We start from the raw sequence: 18,021 nt of genomic DNA, 5'->3' as shown, positions 1-18,021 counted from the left end.
AATTCTACAAATGCACCCCGTCAAAAATGGGGGGATTACCCAAATCGATGCGTGATCTCGCGAATGCTGATCTTGTCCGGTTCACCATTATCAGAGTGGACCAGTTGGAGGTGATTTTAGAACAACTGCTTGATGAAGTGTGACTGCATTTGGAACAGCACTGTAGCGCATAGAGGACCGGCAACTTCGGTCGAGCACCGCAGCTCTTAGAAAGTTTCAGCACCCATTGCTTTTTCGAAACACAAACTCCGGCAACACTGTTTCCCATTCACTTCTTTTTATATAGGCATGAAAGGCCTTGTCACTGTCTGCCTTGCGCCATCGGACGATGGCTCCAACTTTGCCGGAAACGAGGTATGTGCCTTCGGGCGGTGCCCAGTTTCCCGCCATCCGGCCCAGCACGCGGCCTTGCGCATCAAGGATCATCCATTTTCTCTCGCGCCGTTCCAGGGTGATCTTGTCGTCGATCTCGGCCTTGTTGATGGCGGCGCGGGATTCGCTCGTGTCGACGACGCGCCCGGCATAGGAAAGATCGACCGAACTCATATCTGGCAATTGGTATAGGTCAGGCTCGGGCAGGTCGGAAGGTTGGGGGGCCTCTACTTGTCGCAAAAGCTCACTGTCGCTGTCAGCGTGGACGAACGCGTGGGCACCGCGGGTCACCACAGAAAGGCTGCGGCGCGCGCGCGTCATTGCGACGTAGAACAGTCGCCGTGGAGCCTCGCCGTCCTCCCCCTTGGAAAGCGCTTGCCAGCCGCCGTTCAGGATCACCACATGGTCGAACTCCAGGCCCTTGGACCGATGCGCCGTGAGCAGCAAAAGGCCGCGTTGCGTTCCTCTGACGGCCTGCGCCCATTCGGCAAGCCATTCCAGCGCGTCGGGAACCGGGATCGTCTTGGGTCCGAGCTCGCGTGCCAGATCCGCGACGCCTTCCGCGATCAGGTCGACCCAGCGCGTCTGCCGCTGCTGATTGAGGACATCAAGGATGTCCTGGATCGTGAGCATCGCCGTGGGTTTCTGCCGCAAACCCGCCACCAGCTTTTGCATCTCTCGCAGCCGCCAGATGCTGGGGAGCTTTTCATTGGCCATCTCGATCTGCAGGCCCAGTTTTTCGGCATAGGCCCGCACCGGCCCAAGCCGCCGCCAGTCGCGCGAGATGATCGCCGTGCGCGACCAAGCAAAATCCGGGTCCAGACGCGAAAGCCGCACCAGCTCGTCCACCGTTGCGACCCCTTGGGCAACGTCATCGCCGGCCACGTCAAGAAATTGCACACGACCGCGCCCCACAGGATCGTATGTCGCCATCACCCCACCGCCGGGGTGGAGGCCGCGGACCTTGTCAACGGTGATCTGGTGACCGGCTTTCATGCGCTCCTGAGCAGCCTCGATCACCTGGTTTGCAGCGTCTATGATGTAGCGGGTCGAGCGGTAGTTTTCGGTCAGGAACTTGGGTTTGGCGCGATAATCCTCTTCGAAGCGGCGGATGAACGAGACCGAAGCTCCGGTGAATGCGTAGATGTTCTGGTCGTCGTCTCCGACGGCAAACAGGCTGAGCCGCTGGTCGGGATCATCGAGAGAGCGACCGGCCACGGCAGCAATCAGGGCATATTCCTCAGGTCCGATATCCTGATATTCGTCGACCAGAATCCACCGATAGCCTTGGATCAAAGCCTCGCGCTGCGCCTCGGCCTCGGCGCGGCTGAGCCCTTCACCTGTGATCAGCCGCACGGCATCCCGGAGGATGGCGTCAAAGTCGCGGGTTTCGGTGGTCCCGCCCGCAAAGCTTGCCCCCACCAGTCGCATGGCCAGGGCATGACAGGTCGAAACGGTAACCCAAGCGGCATCTTCGCCGACAAGATGGCGCAAGCGGGCACGGATCTCGGCTGCGGCGTGCCGGTTATAGGTCAGGACCAGAATGCCCTGTGGGTTTTCGCGCCGGACGCGCAGCAAATAGGCGATCCGGTGCACCAGCACCCTTGTTTTGCCCGATCCAGGTCCGGCCAGCACAAGGACGTTGGTCTCCTCGCGATCATCGGCCACAATGTCTTGCTGGGCGGGGTTGCCAAGATCGTCGACGATCTGCTTCCAGGCCCGTCCTGTGGTCTGTCGCCGGATCTCGACGCCGCGCCCGGGCATCCAGCGTCGCAGGAAACGATCTTGGTCCAGTGTAAAATAATCCCGAGCGAGCGCCTGCGCCTCGTCGATCCGGTCCAGCCCTTTTTCGGCATAGGCGGCCATGACATGGGTTTGCAGCGTCTGCTCGCGGTAATGCTCTTGTAGAGGCAAGAAATCCTTGGCCGAAAATGAGGCCCTGTCGGGTTTGAGATGTATCGTCATCGCCGAACGGAAGACCGTCAGCCCCTTGCCAAGCGTCATCACCTGCTGTTCATGCAGCCACAGAAGCGCGCGCTCCATCAGCTTAGTCATGTCCCTGACGCCTGACGTCTTGATGACCGCGTCCCCGTTCAGTTCGGCTATGAGATGTCCAAGTGTCGTCTCGACCTGAATGTCCTTGCCCCTCGTGCCGGTTGGCACCTTGGCGATCAGAAATTCGAGCAGGCGCTCAGCTGCTGTCCATCTTAAAGCCGCCGTCTGGTCCACAGCCCGCCATGAGCGCTGCAACACAACCTCAAGCGTTTTGGAAGAGAGCTTTCTCAGCCGGATGTTGCCTTGGCCGCCGTCTTCGTCGCGCCCGTCTCTCTCAATACTGCGCAGCAGGCGTTCAAGTATGTGCGGACCAGCACCCGCATTCCCCATCTCTCTCAGCTTCTGGCTGGCAACGGTGAGGTCAAGCTGGCCGCCGCCACCCGTATCGGCGTCTGGGGCCATCTCTCGCATTGTGCCGATCAATGCGCCTTCCAGGGACCGCGCCGCCGCGAAACGCTGGCGAGAGGCGTGCTCAATCCCGACATGTATCTGGACTGTGATGGCAATATCATTCCTAGCCAGTCCCAGCGTTTCGAGGTCTGCCATGGCCTTGGCAAGCGCACGATGAGTAAGACCTGCGACCCCGGTCAATTCATCGGTCGAAACGCCTTGATCCGGGGCGGTGTTCATCAGGTGGCACACGATATCCATAAGTTGCTTGCGACGAGCGTTGGTGATCTGCGCTTGTTCGAGCCGGGCCGCCGCCTCCTCCAGTGTGCGCACCATCAGGGACGACGCGAAGACCTGCACCCGGTTCTCTTCGCGAGAAACCAAGGTTGCCTCTTCCAGCCAAGAGACAGCGGTTTTGACCCGCGTGTCATCCGTTGCGCTGTCACGAAGAAATTCGCGGTCTTTCTCCTCGCGAACAATTTCTCCTGCGGTTGCGACCACCTTGCCACCATTTCGGCCATTCTCGTCGATGCGGCGCAGTGCCTTGTGGATCGCGCCGATCTCGTGCCGCTCAAGTCGCGAACGAGCGGTGAGAGTAAACTGCCGCTCGACGTCATCGGTGTGATACAAAAGCACGCAATCAGCAGGCATCCGGTCGCGCCCGGCCCGACCCGCCTCTTGCAGGTAATTTTCCAACGATCCGGGGATATCGGCATGGACAACCAAACGGATGTCCGGCTTGTCGATCCCCATGCCAAAAGCGTTCGTGGCCGCGATCACACGCAAGTCGCCCACACGGAAGGCTTCCTGCACGAACCGCTTATCATCGACCGTCAGCCCTGCGTGAAAATGTGCCGCCGCCAGGCCTTGTGCCTTGAGAAACGTCGCCACCCGCTCGGTCTCTGACCGCGTGGCACAATAGACAACCGCGCCAGAGCGCCCCTCGGGGAGGCGCTCCTGGATAACCGTCAGAATATCCCCAATCTTGCTTTCTTTCCCCGTCGCCAGCACTGAGAATGACAAGTTCGTCCGTGACGTGCCGCCGTCGAAGAGGACTAGTTCGACGCCAAGTTTCTGTTGGAAATGATCAATTATGTCGCGCACAACCTCGGGCTTGGCCGTGGCTGTCAGGCAGAGGATCGGAGCCGGCGGCGCGTCACCCGAGAATTCGCGGATAAAGCGACCGATGTAGCGATAATCGGGACGGAAATCGTGACCCCACTTTGAGACGCAATGCGCCTCGTCAAGCACCCAGAACCCTACTTCGCGCTGCTGCAGAACCGAACGCACCGAAACCGAGCGCAATTGTTCGGGCGATATCAAGAGGATTGCCGCCTGACCAAGCCTGACGCGGTCGAGGGCCTCTTGCCGTTCGGGCATCGAGAGCATGCCATTGATCGTCACTGCCGAAGAAATGCCCGACCGCTCCATCCCCTGGACCTGATCGGCCATCAGGGCAACGAGGGGCGAGATGACCACGGTAAGCGCGCCGGTCTTGTCGTAAAGGCTCAGGGCAGGGACCTGATAGCAGACTGACTTGCCTGTTCCAGTCGGCAGGATGCCAAGGACATGGGAATGGCCCATCGCCTTTTCGACGATGACCTCTTGCAGCGGCCGACCCTTGGCATCGGCAGGCTCGGGGCGGAAGGCAGGAAAGCCGAACCACTTCTGCAGCGCTCCTTTCGGGTCGTTCATCGCCGCGCACCAAGTGCAAGACGGCTTGCCACAGTTGGTGTCACGCAACTGGCGAACGATCAGCGCGGCCTGCGGAAAGGATGCCCGCACCCAAGGCGGCATGACAGATTCTCCGCCGGAGACCGAAATCCAAGCGAGGGCATAGGCCATCGGCCAAGCCATCTGCGCATCCTTCAGCGTGTCCAGCACAGGACCGACCTGGGCACCACAAGCCTGACCTTCCAGGATCTTGCGGATCGCAGCCAGGGCTACCTGCCGATCAGGCGCATTCGCGTTGCGAATCTCCTGAAAAACCGCATCGAAGCCATCGGAGCGATCCGTTCGCGTTACAAGGTGGTGCCACGCCAGAAGCATGTCGGGAGGCTGCCCTTGGAGGGCATCAATTTGGTTGGTGAGCACGTCGAAGACCATGCGGGCATCCAGCTCGGGGTCATTCACATGTCCGGCCTGCAAGCGCCCATCGTGGTGATGCTTTACGAGATGATGATAAGGATTGCGCGGAAAGGCCAACGGGTTGAGCCAAAGCGTATCGATGGGTGCCATCATCTTGCTACGAAGCGTCGGCCGTGAGGCCAGCAACTGCTCTATGTCATGGCGCAGGATATTGTGGCCTATGACATAGCTTGTCTTCTCAAGGGCCAATTCCAGCCTGTCGAGCGATTGCTGCAGCCTTCCTTTGCCCGCAACGACTGCCGGGCCAGAACCATAGCGAACGGCGGCCAGATCAAAGATTTTTGCAGTCCTGGGATCGACCTCCAGATCAACTGACAGGCACTGCTCCAGCAGGAGCGGTCTGGTCTCGGTTTTGGGACGCAGGAAGCTAAGAAAAGCCATGTGGTCCAGTCACATAATTGACGGTTAACACTTTGGTAAGGCAGACGTTAACACACGGCAACATAATTGCCCTCTGCACGTTACGAGAATGCAGCTAGCTATCGGACAACTTTTTCATGTCAGCATTGTGGTTGACACTTCAGTTGCGACCAAGAACGGCTGGTCTTGGAACTGGGGTGTGTGATTTCACCAGTTCTTTAATCAGGCCGGCCGTGTGTCGGTAAGGTCAATTAGTAAAAGACGGTTTGCGCTGAGATTAAGCTCCGGCAGCGCATCAATGACCTTCGCCTTGGCCGCAATCGTGACATCGCCATAGCCGTCACTCGCCGTCTTTCCGGGGTGGCCCTGGATTGCATCCAGCACCCGGACTGAAGCGCCCAGTTCAAGACCCTGCGTCTTGAAACGGTGGCGCATTCCATACGAGGGCTGAACGCCATCCGGAACCAGATCAAGCTCGTTCAGCCATTGCGACAACTTACCCGCAGTGCCACGTGCCCCAGCAAGATATCGACCGGGTGTTTTTGCATTGTGAAACAGAGGTCCATCTTTCGCTGTCCGCACGAAGTCAGAGAATCCACACGCGATGACCTGGCGATGAAGTGGCACGTCGCGGTATTGACCGGTCTTTACCGAACCTGCCTCGGGCGTAATGCGCAAGATCCATCGTCCACCTTCTTCGCGCACGTCCTCCTTTCGAAGTTGCGTAATTTCTGTGACTCGAGCGCCTGTGAAGGCACAGAGCAAAGGAACCCACCGCTTCGCCGCGGTTATGTGAGGACTTTCTCGGTTTGACGGGTTTGAGGTTTCTAAAGGCATGTGGCTGATGGAGGCGCGCAGAACCTGTTCGGCTTCAGCGCTCGTATAACCCTTTTCACGGGACTGCACCTTTCGTGGCACCTCTTGGCGCACGGTTTGGGCTTCATTGGTTGGCAGATGTTCGTTTTCAAAGGCCCACCGCAAAATCGCGCTAACAGCAGCGAGATGCTTGTCAGAGACCGTTTTCGGCGACTTCCCCGATTTCATCAACGCATCGCGCCAGTCTAGCAGATTGCGTCTTGTGATTTTGCGCGCGTCACCGTGTCCAAGAAACTTGATGAGCGCCACGATCACGCTTTCCCAGTTGGCACCGCCGTCCTTGTGCTTGCCGATGGCCTGGCGAGTCGCGATGTAATCTCTGAAAAGTTGCAAAAGCGGAATAGCGGCAACGGCTTGAAGCGGGTTTGCAGGTTGCTTTACGACCGGGTCGGTAGGGGTGTCACGGAAGTTCCCACGATCCCGATCCAATGTGCGTGCAAGCCCATCTATTTCGGCACGCATGAACTTGTGCGAGAGATCACGCCATTCGGACGAGCCAGGAACCACCGTCAACTCCTGGTCTGAAACGAACTTCTGGACCGCCAATTCGACAAGGCGTGTATCACCTGCATACAATCCGGCTTGAAGGGCTGCGAGCCGACGTGCCCGCAGCTGATGATCGAAATGTCGGGCACCAGCTTTGAGTTCAAAGTCTGTTGACACGTTGAAGACGGCGACCGGGCCCCGACTTGGATCACCCTCGCCGGCCTCGATACGTTTCATCGCGCGCTCGTGTTCAGCCTCAATTTCTTCAGGTGTCGGCATCGATGCGCGCTTTTGCTCGTCGTGCTCAAGCAAAATTGTATAGTGTTGCCAGACGGCATGCTCCTGAAGTTCCGGCGTCAGCGCGCGGAGAGGTGGCTCTAGCTCTATTGGTGCGGGAAGGGGCAACGACCCAGCAGCGCGGGCTATCTGAGCCTGAAGTCTTGCAACAGCAGCTGCGTGTTTTTGGTCTGCCACACGCAGGTCACCGCCGAGTGCCTTGGTCAATTGGGTCTTGCCGGAAAAGTAGGATCTGAGGACCTCAGGAATGGAAACTCGCGCCCAAAAGCGACCGTTTTTTCCTTCCAATGGCGACGTTTCGCAGCCATTCCAAAACCCCATTCTGGCACCTGTTCTGGCACTTAGAATGGCACCAAGGTCATGAAAGCAAGGGGTTTCTTTGAGATCAATGGGTTGAATGGTGCTGTGAGAGAGGATTGAACTCTCGACCTCTCCCTTACCAAGGGAGTGCTCTACCACTGAGCTACCACAGCATCGGCGCTTTCCAACCGGTTTGGTTGGTGCGTGGCGGGTGATTAGTCGCAAACGCGACAGGGTGCAAGCCCCTTTTCCGGGCTTCTCTGGACCAAGTCTGTCGCCTGCGCTATAGCGGCTGCGATGACTGAGAAAAACGCCAGAACCAAGAGCGGAACCGCGCCTTTGCGCGGGGCAGAGTTGCGCGCTGCGCGGCTCAAGGCTGCGCTAAAAGAGAATATGGCGCGGCGCAAGGCGCAGGCAAGGCAGCGCGGGGCCGGGGCCGGCGAAGGCACGGCGGATCTGCACGCAGAGCCGCAGGATGACGCAGACGTAGGTGCCCTTGCAAAAACGGCCGCAGGGCTCGGGGTGCAAGATCACACGGGGGCAGGCTCCGGCGTCGAATTCCGCCCGGATGCGCTGTCGGGCGACAAGTCACAGCCGGACACCGGTTCTGCCACCCTCAGACAGCCTGACACCAGGTCTGGCACATAAATTCGGCCGGGCATCCGCTCCGGCGCACAAACACAAAGGGGCGCAGGCCCCGGTACGTACAGAAAGTAGGACAGGCATGGATTCGATTCTGGTCAAGGGCAATGGCCCACTCAACGGGGTGATCCCGATTGCGGGGGCCAAGAATGCCTGTCTCACGCTGATGCCGGCCACGCTGTTGTCCGAGGAACCGCTGACGCTGACCAATGCGCCGCGCCTGTCCGACATCCGGACCATGACCCAACTGCTGGAATCGCTGGGATCAGAGGTGGCCAGCCTGCAAGGCGGTCAGGTGCTGGCGATGTCGAGCCATGCGATTTCGAACCACACCGCCGATTACGACATCGTGCGCAAGATGCGGGCGTCGATTCTGGTGCTGGGCCCGATGCTGGCCCGCGACGGCCATGCCATCGTGTCGCTTCCCGGGGGCTGCGCCATCGGCGCGCGGCCGGTGGACCTGCATCTGCAGGTGCTGGAGGCGATGGGGGCGGAGCTGGACCTGCGCGATGGCTATGTCCATGCCAAGGCCATCGGCGGGCGCCTGCGTGGCGCGGTGTTCGACTTTCCATTCGTCTCGGTCGGGGCCACCGAGAACGCCCTGCTGGCGGCCACGTTGGCCAAGGGCACCACGGTCCTGACCAATGCCGCGCGCGAGCCGGAGATCGTCGATCTGGCGCGCTGCCTGCGTAAGATGGGCGCGCAGATTGATGGCGAGGGCACCAGCACGATCACGATCCAAGGCGTCGACCGCCTGCATGGTGCCACCCACCCCGTGGTGACCGACCGGATCGAGCTTGGCACCTATATGCTGGTCCCCGCGATCTGCGGCGGCGAGGTGGAATGTCTGGGCGGCACGCTGGAGCTGGTTGGCGCGTTCGCCGAAAAGCTGGATGAGGCGGGCGTGTCGGTGACCGAAACGGCGCGCGGGCTGAAGGTCAGCCGCAAAAATGGCCGGGTGTCGGCGGTCAATGTCACCACCGAACCATTCCCGGGCTTTCCTACCGATCTGCAAGCGCAGATGATGGCACTGCTCTGCACCGCCGACGGCACCTCGGTGCTGGAAGAAAAGATCTTCGAGAACCGCTTCATGCATGCCCCCGAACTGATGCGCATGGGGGCCAAGATCGACGTGCACGGCGGCACCGCCACCGTGACCGGGGTCGAAAAACTGCGCGGCGCGCCGGTGATGGCCACCGATCTGCGGGCATCGGTCAGCCTGATCCTTGCGGGTCTGGCGGCGGAAGGCGAAACCGTGGTCAGCCGGGTTTACCATTTGGATCGCGGCTATGAACGGGTCGAAGAAAAGCTGATGGCCTGCGGTGCAAAAATCGAACGGATCAGTGACCGGCCATGACAGATGCCCGCTATGAGGACGGTGATGAAGTCCCCCTGCGTCTGATCGCGGCGGAAGCCGCCGATCTGCCGGTGATGGCCGCCCTGCTGCAGGATGCGGTGTTCCCGATCACCGAAATGCGCTTTGATCCCAAGGCGCGCCGTTTTGCCCTTCTGGTCAACCGCTTCCGCTGGGAAGACTGCCCCGCGGCGGAGGCGGCAAAGCGCCCCTACGAGCGGGTGCGCAGCCTGCTGGTGGTAGAGGATGTCCTGCGTGTACGTACATCCGGCATCGACCGGACGGACAAGGACACCATCCTGTCGCTCCTGACGCTCGACTTTGCGCCCGGTGCCGATGGCATGGGCACCATGACCCTGACGCTGGCCGGCGACGGGGCGATCGCCATCGAGGTCGAGGCGGTGAATCTGCGGCTGGACGATGTGACCCGCCCCTATGTCGCCCCCTCGGGCAAGATGCCCGATCACGGCTGACCCCGGCCCTGACACCTGCGCTGAGCCCCCCCGGGGCCGCACCCCCCGCGCCGGTTCTGCCCGGTTTCCGGGCGCCATGCTCTTGCAAACCCGCCCCGTCACCGCTTGCAGCCCGGCGAATCCCGCGCTGCGGGTTGGCAAACCGGCGGATTGCCGCTGAGGCAGCCATCGCGCTGGGCGCCCGCACCGCGCTGATGGAGGAACTGGCGGGCCTCGATGCACAGCGATCCAAACTGATGGCGCTCCGGGGCAGGGCGATCCTTGACGACGCCCAAGCCATCCTGACCCGCGCCGGTGTGGCCGAGATCACCACCCGCCTGCGCCATGGCGATATCGTGGACACCGTGGCCGAGGTGGAACAGGACGCCGGCATGATCCTGATCGGCAAACGCGGCGAGGCGGCTGATTTCGCCAAAGGTCACCTCGGCTCGAACCTCGAACGCATCGTGCGCGCCAGCCACAAGCCGGTGTTCGTGGCCTCCCGCGCGTTCAGGCCGATCGAAAAGGTGCTGGTTGCCTATGATGGCGGCGCATCCGCGATGAAGGCGGTGGATCACATCTCGCGCTCGGCGCTGTTTGCGGGGCTGTCGGTGGTCGTGGCCACCGTGGGCAGTCCTTCTGCCGAGGTGAAACACCGCCTTGAAAACGCCCATGCCCAGCTTCGTGCCGCCGGTCTGGCTGCGGAGACGAAGATTGTCGAAGGTCAGCCCGAAACCGCCCTTGGCAAGCTCGTCGATGCCGAAGGCTTCGACATGCTTGTAATGGGCGCCTATGGCCATTCGCGCATCCGCAGCCTTGTGATCGGCTCCACCACCACTGAAATGTTGCGCTCCTGCAAAGTGCCTGTCGTGCTGGTGAAATAATCCCCAGCTAAGCTCAGACTCCGGGCCGCAAGACCAAAGACCATTGGCCCAGCCAATGGTCTTTTCCTTTTCCGGTGTCCCGGCTGGCCGCCTGTCATCAAACCTTCACTGGACCGACCCTATCGCTTCCATTATTCCCGAATAATGGAATCAAACCGCGCCGCCCATGCCTTCGCCACCCTTGGCCATCCCGGTCGCCTCGCGGTGTTCCGGCTGTTGATGCGCTTTGCCCCGCGTGGCGTGCGCCCGACCGAGATTGCGCAGGCCCTGAACCTGCGCCCCAACACCCTGTCGCACCACCTTGCCGACCTCACCGCCTCGGGCCTGGCCACGGTCGAACGGCAGGGCCGGTCGCTGTTCTACGCGGTCGATCTTGAAACCGCCGAAGGCTTGATCGGCTATCTCGCGCTCGATGTTGCCCGCGCCCGCCCCGATCTGCTCGTCTCCCTCCGTCACGCACATGAGGATATCATGCCCATACTCGACACCGATTTTGACGTGCTCTTCATCTGTTCGGGCAACTCTGCCCGCTCGATCTTTGCCGAGGCGCTGCTGCGCGACCTGGGAAAGGGCAAGTTTCAGTCCTTCTCTGCCGGCACCCGCCCCAATTCGGAACTCAACCCCTTCGCGCTCGATGTCCTGCAGCGCAACGGCCATGATGTGTCCACCCTGCGCTCCAAACATATTTCGGAATTTCAGCAGCCCGACTCGATCGTGATGGATTTCGTCTTCACCGTCTGCGACTCCGCCGCTGCCGAAGAATGCCCGCCCTGGCCCGGCCAGCCGATCACTGGCCACTGGGGCCTGCCCGACCCGGTCAAGGCCACTGGCACCGACGCCGAAAAGGGGCTGGTCTTTGCCCAGACCTATGCCGCACTGCGCCGCCGCATCGCCGCCTTTGTCGAACTCCCGTTCGGGCAACTCAGCCGCATGTCGCTGCAAACCCGGGTCGATGCCATCGACGCCGATGACCTGACCTCACAGAAAGGCTGATCCCCATGCCCCGCATCGCCCTCAATGGCCTTGGCCGGATCGGCAAACTTGTCCTGCGCGACCTGATCGACACCGGTGCCGGGGGCGAGATCGTGCTGATCAACGACCCCACGGGCGACGCCGAACAGCACGCCCTGCTGATGGAATTCGATTCCGTCCACGGCCGCTGGCCCACGCCGGTCCGCCATGAGCCGGATGCGCTGATCCTGAACGGCCAGCGCATCCGCCTGACCCATGAAAAGACGATTCAAGACCTACCACTGGCGGAACTGGGCATCGATCTGGTGATCGACTGCACCGGCGTCTTCAAGACCGCCGCCAAAATCGCCCCCTATTACACCGCCGGGGTGAAAAAGGTTGTCGTCTCTGCCCCGGTCAAGGACGGCGGCGCGCTGAATCTGGTCTACGGCGTCAACCATCACCTCTACGATGGCAGCCAGACCCTGATCACGGCCGCCTCATGCACCACCAACTGCCTCGCCCCGGTGGTCAAGGTGATCCATGAAAATCTGGGGCTCAAGCACGGCTCGATCACCACCATCCATGATGTGACCAACACCCAAACCATCGTCGACCGCCCGGCCAAGGATATGCGCCGCGCCCGCTCGGCCCTGCTGAACCTGATCCCCACCACCACCGGCTCGGCCACCGCGATCACCCTGATCTACCCCGAGCTCAAAGGCCGGTTGAACGGCCACGCCGTCCGCGTGCCGCTGCTGAACGCCTCGCTCACCGACTGCGTCTTCGAGGTGGACCGCCCGACCACGGCGGAAGAGGTCAACGCCCTGTTCAAAACCGCTTCCGAGGGCGCGCTCAAAGGCATCCTCGGCTATGAGCCCCGCGCGCTGGTGTCGTCGGACTACACCAACGACCCACGCTCAGCGATCATCGACGCGCAATCGACCATGGTGATCAACGGCACGCAGGTGAAGATTTACGCATGGTATGACAACGAATGGGGCTATGCCTGCCGCTTGGCAGACATCACCCGCATGGTGGCCAACACGCTTTGACCCCATCGCCTCCGGCTGCTCCCTCAACGTCATCCACAGTGTCGGACAAGCTCTGTTTCATTCATCTGTTCAAAAATATCCCGGGGGTCCGGGGGCTGGCCCCCGGACCGACACCAACCGAAAGCACCACATGTCCGCCATAAACCCCCTGCGCGCCTACGCCTCCGTCACGGCGGCCTACTGGGCCTTCATGCTGTCGGATGGCGCGCTGCGCATGCTGGTGCTGCTGCACTTCAACGGGTTGGGCTTCTCGCCCGTGCAACTCGCCTGGCTGTTTCTGCTTTATGAACTGGCAGGCATTGTGACCAACCTTTGCGCGGGCTGGCTGGCCGCGCGCTTTGGCCTCGCGGCCACGCTTTATGCCGGGCTGGCGCTGCAGATCGGCGCGCTGGCGGTGCTGGCGCAGCTCGATCCGGCGTGGACCATCCCCGCCTCGGTCGCCTTTGTCATGGCGGTGCAGGGGGTGTCGGGGGTGGCCAAGGATCTGGCCAAGATGTCATCCAAATCCGCCGTCAAGCTGCTGGCCCCCACCACCGACGGCGGGTTGTTCCGCTGGGTGGCGGCGCTGACCGGGTCCAAGAACGCGGTCAAGGGGCTGGGCTTCTTCATCGGTGCCGCCCTTCTGGCGCTGGCCGGGTTTCAGGCGGCGGTCTGGGGCATGGCCGCCGTGCTCCTGGTGATCCTGATTGCAGTCGTCCTGTTCCTGCCCGCGGGTCTGCCGGGCCGGATGAAGGCTGCGGAAGGCTGGGGCGGCTGGCGGTCGAAAGACCCTCGCGTCAATCGCCTCAGCCTCGCCCGCCTGTTCCTGTTCGGCGCGCGCGATGTCTGGTTCGTGGTCGGCATCCCGATCTATTTTCAGGCCGTGCTGTCGGACGGCACCGCCGAGGGCCGGCGCGAGGCGTTTTTCCTCGTCGGTGGCTTCATGGCGTTGTGGATCATCGCTTACGGCGCGGTGCAGGCCTTTGCCCCGCGCATCCTTGGCGGCAAGGGCCAGTCAGAAGCACAGGTGACGCAAAAGGCGATCTTCTGGGCGGGCCTGTTGGTGCCGATCCCCTTTGCTCTGGCTGCTCTGGCCTATGTCGCGGGCGAACCCGCGCCGTGGCTGACCGCCACGCTGATCGCGGGCCTGCTGCTGTTCGGCTTTGTCTTCGCCATCAACTCTTCCGTCCATTCCTACCTGATCCTCGCCTTCGGCGCGGCCGAGCGGATCACGCGGGATGTGGGCTTTTACTACATGGCCAATGCGGCGGGACGGCTGACCGGCACCTTGCTGTCGGGCGTCAGCTACCAGATCGGCGGCCTGCCGCTGTGCCTTGCCACCGCCGGGGGGATGGCCGGGGCCGCCTGGATAGCCGCGCGCAGGCTCAGAACGGGCTGAACCTTCAGCCTCTTACACCAGCCGCTCCACCTCTTTCGCGGCGCGCACGAAGTCGGCGAACAGGGGGTGGGGGGAGAAGGGCTTTGATTTCAGCTCCGGGTGAAACTGAACCCCGATGAACCAGGGGTGGTCCTTGACTTCGACAATCTCGGGCAGCTTGCCGTCCGGCGACATGCCCGAGAACACCAGCCCGCAGGATTCCAGCTGCTCGCGGTACTGCACGTCCACCTCATAGCGGTGGCGGTGCCGTTCCTCGATCACCGTGCCGCCATAAACCTCGGCCACCTTCGACCCGACCTTCAGATTGGCAGTGTAGGCCCCCAGCCGCATGGTGCCGCCCTTGGCATCCCCGTGCTTGCGCCGCACCGTGTGGTTGCCCTGCACCCATTCTTTCAAATGATAGACCACCGGGGTAAACCGTTTCTTCCCGGCCTCATGGTCAAACTCTTCCGACCCGGCATTCGGCAACCCGGCCAGATTGCGGGCCGATTCAATCACCGCCATCTGCATGCCAAGACAGATGCCCAGATAGGGGATCTTCCGCTCGCGCGCGAATTGCGCCGCCTTGATCTTGCCTTCGGTCCCACGCTCGCCAAAGCCGCCGGGCACCAGAATGGCGTGGAAATCCTGCAGATAGGGGGCGGGGTCTTCGTTCTCGAAGATCTCGGCGTCGATCCATTCCGCCTTGACCCTTGTGCGGTTCGCCATGCCGCCATGGGTCAGCGCCTCGGCAATCGACTTATAGGCGTCTTCCAGCTGGGTGTATTTCCCGACAATCGCCACCCGAACCATGCCTTCGGCATTGTTCAGCCGGTCCATCACGTCTTCCCAACGGGTCAGGTTCGGCTTGGGCGCGGGAGAAATTCCAAACGCATCCAGTACCGCCTGATCAAGGCCCGCGCGGTGATAGGCCAGCGGGGCCTCGTAGATCGTTTTCAGATCATAGGCCGGGATCACATGCTCTTTGCGCACATTGCAGAACAGCGCGATCTTTTCACGCTCCTTGTCGGGGATCGGGTGTTCCGACCGGCAGACCAGCACATCAGGCGCCAGACCAATGCTCTGCAATTCCTTGACCGAATGTTGCGTCGGTTTCGTCTTCAGCTCGCCGCTGGCCGCCAGATAGGGCAGCAGCGTCAGGTGCATCAGGATCGACTGGCCACGCGGGCGTTCGTGGATGAACTGGCGGATGGCTTCAAAGAACGGCAGGCCCTCGATATCGCCCACCGTGCCGCCGATTTCGCACAGCATGAAATCAACCTCATCCGCGCCGATGCGCAGGAATTCCTTGATCTCGTTGGTGACGTGGGGGATGACCTGAATGGTCTTGCCCAGATAATCGCCGCGCCGTTCTTTCTCCAGCACGTTGGAGTAGATCCGTCCCGAGGAAATCGAGTCTGTCGCGCGGGCATGCACGCCGGTGAACCGCTCATAATGCCCAAGGTCCAGATCGGTTTCGGCACCATCATCGGTGACAAACACTTCGCCATGTTCAAACGGCGACATCGTTCCGGGGTCGACGTTCAGGTAGGGGTCCAGCTTGCGCAGGCGGACCGTGTAGCCCCGGGCCTGCAACAATGCCCCAAGGGCCGCCGAAGCCAGCCCCTTGCCAAGCGATGACACAACGCCGCCAGTGATGAAAATATAGCGTGCCATGTGCGGCCCCCGTGTTGTTCTTCGCTGTTATTCGCTGCGATTCGATGAATGGGAATCGCAGCACCACGGGACCAAAGCCTTATCCTAGGCAGCAGTCCTTTGCAACAGCACCGCTAGATGCTGTTTTGACAGGTCGGGCCGCGACAAGAGATGGTGGTATCAGTTGTCGGCGCGGGGCGGGGCCAGCGGCGCGTCGGTCGGTGCGGGGGGCAAAAGGTCGCTGCCCGCCGGTACTGCCGGCACATTGGGCCGCGCCGATGGTGCGCCGATCTGGTCCACCACCGAGTTCGATCCCGCCTTTTGCGCGGCCAGAACCGTGAGGGTGATCGAGGTGCAGATGAACAGAATGGCCAGAATCCACGTCACCTTGCCAAGGGCTGTCGCCGCAGCCCGGCCCGACATGGCACCACCGCCGCCACCACCCATGCCAAGGCCGCCGCCTTCGGACCTTTGCAGCAGAACCACGCCAACCAACAGGAGGGCGAGGACAAGGTGGATGGCAAGAATGACGTTTTCCATGGGCGTTCCCGAAGCTGACGCGCCTATCTAGGCTGATGGGGGGCGGCGCGCAACCCCTACACCGTTGGCGCAGGGTGATCCGTCGGATGCCTCTGGCGGGACCATTCCGGAAAAGCGGCAATGCAGCGCCGCGCGCAGGCGGCAGGGACGAAACGCCAGGGTCGGGCCATGACAGACGATTTCCCTGTTTCCCTGCGCGGCCCTTGCGTCTATAGCACAGACGGTTTTGGAACCGAGGAGATCAGCATGGCCAATGTGGTTGTCGTGGGCGCCCAATGGGGCGACGAGGGCAAGGGCAAGATTGTGGACTGGCTGTCCGAACGCGCCGACATCGTCGCGCGCTTTCAGGGTGGGCACAATGCGGGCCATACGCTGGTCATTGATGGCAAGGTCTACAAGCTGTCGTTGCTGCCAAGCGGCATCGTGCGCGGCGGCAAGCTGAGTGTCATCGGCAATGGCGTGGTGCTGGACCCTTGGCATCTGGTGATGGAAATTGCCAAGCTGCGCGATCAGGGCGTCGATATCTCGCCCGACAACCTGCTGGTGGCCGAAAATGCGCCGCTGATCCTGCCGCTGCATGGCGAGTTGGACCGGGCGCGCGAAGGCTCTGTCGGCGTGGCCAAGATCGGCACCACCGGGCGCGGCATTGGTCCCGCCTATGAAGACAAGGTGGGCCGCCGTGCCATCAGGGTGGCCGATCTGGCCGATGCGGCCACGCTGGAACTGCGGGTGGACCGCCTGCTGGCCCACCACGGCGCTCTGCGCCGCGGTCTGGGGATGGAGCCGGTGGATCGTGCCGCCCTGCTTGCCGCGCTGCAAGAGATTGCGCCGCAGGTGCTGCCCTATGCCGCCCCGGTCTGGAAGGTGATGAACGATTCGCGCCGCGCCGGAAAGCGCATCCTGTTCGAGGGGGCGCAGGGCGCGCTTTTGGACATCGACTTCGGCACCTATCCCTTTGTCACCTCGTCCAATGTGATCGCGGGGCAGGCGGCCACCGGCGTGGGCCTTGGCCCGACGGCGATCGATTTCGTGCTGGGCATCGTCAAGGCCTATACCACCCGCGTCGGCGAAGGCCCGTTCCCGGCGGAACTGTTCGACGCCGATGGCGAACGGCTGGGCGAGCGGGGCCATGAATTCGGCACCGTCACCGGGCGCAAGCGCCGCTGCGGCTGGTTTGACGCGGTGCTTGTGCGCCAGACCTGTGCCACCTCTGGCGTGTCGGGAATCGCGCTGACCAAGCTCGACGTGCTCGACGGGTTCAAGACGCTGAAAATCTGCACCGGCTATGAGCTGGACGGGATGCAGCTGGACTATCTGCCGACCGCAGCCGATCAGCAGGCCCGCTGCACCCCGATCTATGAAGAGATGGAAGGCTGGTCTGAATCGACCGCCGGGGCGCGGTCCTGGGCGCAGCTGCCCGGTGCTGCGATCAAATACGTGCGGCGGATCGAGGAATTGATCCAATGCCCGGTCGCACTACTTTCTACCTCACCCGAGCGGGACGACACCATTCTGGTGACCGATCCCTTTGCAGACTGACGGGCGCATCTAAACCGGATGAGGATGGCATGGCACTGAGTTACAAGGCGCGGCGGCGGTTGTCTTTGCTGGTTTTGCTGGTGGGCCTTCCGGCCTATGTGGTGGTGGCGGTCACGCTGGTGAACTGGATGGACCGGCCCTCGATTCTGGTAGAGCTTGGCATCTATGTCGGGCTTGGGCTGCTGTGGATCTTGCCCCTGCGCCCGGTGTTCATGGGGGTGGGGCAGCCCGACCCCGATGCCACCCCACCCACAAACGACCTGCGCGACTGAAACCGCCCCTAATGAACAGGCGGGCTGCACCCGGT

At 62.0% G+C, this 18,021-nt stretch carries 13 protein-coding genes and 1 tRNA gene; 9 read left to right on the top strand and 5 right to left on the bottom strand.

What is annotated here, in order from left to right:
• Positions 1–216 precede the first annotated feature (216 nt).
• The 3 genes from EEB11_RS12355 to EEB11_RS12345 all read right to left on the bottom strand — a co-directional run bounded on the left by EEB11_RS12355 (position 217) and on the right by EEB11_RS12345 (position 7,457).
• A complete protein-coding gene (locus EEB11_RS12355; protein ID WP_167852729.1) occupies positions 217–5,235 on the bottom strand; it encodes a RecQ family ATP-dependent DNA helicase in 5,019 nt (1,672 codons plus the stop codon).
• A 312-nt stretch (positions 5,236–5,547) separates the two neighbouring features.
• The gene (locus EEB11_RS12350) at positions 5,548–7,305 is read right to left on the bottom strand and encodes an integrase (protein ID WP_135431759.1); all 1,758 of its coding nucleotides are present in this window, start codon (positions 7,303–7,305) and stop codon (positions 5,548–5,550) included.
• A gap of 77 nt (positions 7,306–7,382) precedes the next feature.
• Positions 7,383–7,457 (bottom strand) — tRNA-Thr (locus tag EEB11_RS12345).
• A gap of 124 nt (positions 7,458–7,581) precedes the next feature.
• On the opposite strand from EEB11_RS12345, the gene EEB11_RS12340 reads away from it, so the two are divergent.
• The 7 genes from EEB11_RS12340 (at position 7,582) to arsJ (ending at position 14,000) form a co-directional block, all read left to right on the top strand.
• On the top strand, positions 7,582–7,932 hold the full coding sequence (locus EEB11_RS12340) for a hypothetical protein (protein ID WP_135431757.1): 351 nt from the start codon (positions 7,582–7,584) through the stop codon (positions 7,930–7,932).
• Positions 7,933–8,008: 76 nt separating this feature from the next.
• The gene (murA, locus tag EEB11_RS12335) at positions 8,009–9,283 is read left to right on the top strand and encodes a UDP-N-acetylglucosamine 1-carboxyvinyltransferase (protein ID WP_135431755.1); all 1,275 of its coding nucleotides are present in this window, start codon (positions 8,009–8,011) and stop codon (positions 9,281–9,283) included.
• A complete protein-coding gene (locus EEB11_RS12330) occupies positions 9,280–9,753 on the top strand; it encodes a DUF2948 family protein (protein ID WP_135431753.1) in 474 nt (157 codons plus the stop codon). Before murA ends, EEB11_RS12330 begins: the two co-directional genes overlap by 4 nt.
• Before the next feature lie 194 nt (positions 9,754–9,947).
• Entirely contained in the window at positions 9,948–10,616 is a 669-nt protein-coding gene (locus tag EEB11_RS12325; RefSeq protein ID WP_135431805.1) for a universal stress protein, read from the top strand.
• Between the two features lie 144 nt (positions 10,617–10,760).
• Positions 10,761–11,609 (top strand): arsenate reductase/protein-tyrosine-phosphatase family protein, encoded by an 849-nt coding sequence (locus EEB11_RS12320; protein WP_135431751.1) that lies wholly within the window; start codon positions 10,761–10,763, stop codon positions 11,607–11,609.
• 5 nt (positions 11,610–11,614) lie between these two features.
• Complete coding sequence (locus EEB11_RS12315) at positions 11,615–12,622, top strand: ArsJ-associated glyceraldehyde-3-phosphate dehydrogenase (protein WP_135431748.1); 1,008 nt, start codon at positions 11,615–11,617, stop codon at positions 12,620–12,622.
• Between the two features lie 130 nt (positions 12,623–12,752).
• Positions 12,753–14,000, top strand: a complete 1,248-nt coding sequence (gene arsJ / locus EEB11_RS12310; protein WP_135431746.1) for an organoarsenical effux MFS transporter ArsJ — start codon at positions 12,753–12,755, stop codon at positions 13,998–14,000.
• A gap of 12 nt (positions 14,001–14,012) precedes the next feature.
• Here arsJ and pyrG read toward each other — a convergent pair whose 3' ends face one another.
• Both pyrG and secG read right to left on the bottom strand, forming a co-directional pair.
• Positions 14,013–15,656: a CTP synthase gene (gene pyrG / locus EEB11_RS12305; protein WP_135431744.1), complete on the bottom strand. Its 1,644-nt coding sequence runs from the start codon at positions 15,654–15,656 to the stop codon at positions 14,013–14,015.
• 159 nt (positions 15,657–15,815) lie between these two features.
• Positions 15,816–16,175, bottom strand: coding sequence for a preprotein translocase subunit SecG (gene secG / locus EEB11_RS12300; protein WP_135431742.1), 360 nt, complete (start codon positions 16,173–16,175; stop codon positions 15,816–15,818).
• Positions 16,176–16,421: 246 nt separating this feature from the next.
• Between secG and EEB11_RS12295 the strand changes: the two genes are divergently transcribed.
• Both EEB11_RS12295 and EEB11_RS12290 read left to right on the top strand, forming a co-directional pair.
• Positions 16,422–17,714, top strand: coding sequence for an adenylosuccinate synthase (locus tag EEB11_RS12295; RefSeq protein WP_135431803.1), 1,293 nt, complete (start codon positions 16,422–16,424; stop codon positions 17,712–17,714).
• 29 nt (positions 17,715–17,743) lie between these two features.
• A complete protein-coding gene (locus EEB11_RS12290; RefSeq protein WP_135431739.1) occupies positions 17,744–17,986 on the top strand; it encodes a DUF2842 domain-containing protein in 243 nt (80 codons plus the stop codon).
• Positions 17,987–18,021: the final 35 nt, after the last annotated feature.

The organism is Pseudotabrizicola sediminis, assembly GCF_004745575.1.
Taxonomy (GTDB): domain Bacteria; phylum Pseudomonadota; class Alphaproteobacteria; order Rhodobacterales; family Rhodobacteraceae; genus Pseudotabrizicola; species Pseudotabrizicola sediminis.
The sequence above is the reverse complement of the archived record's forward strand: the minus strand, read 5'-3'. Positions and strand labels throughout refer to the sequence as shown.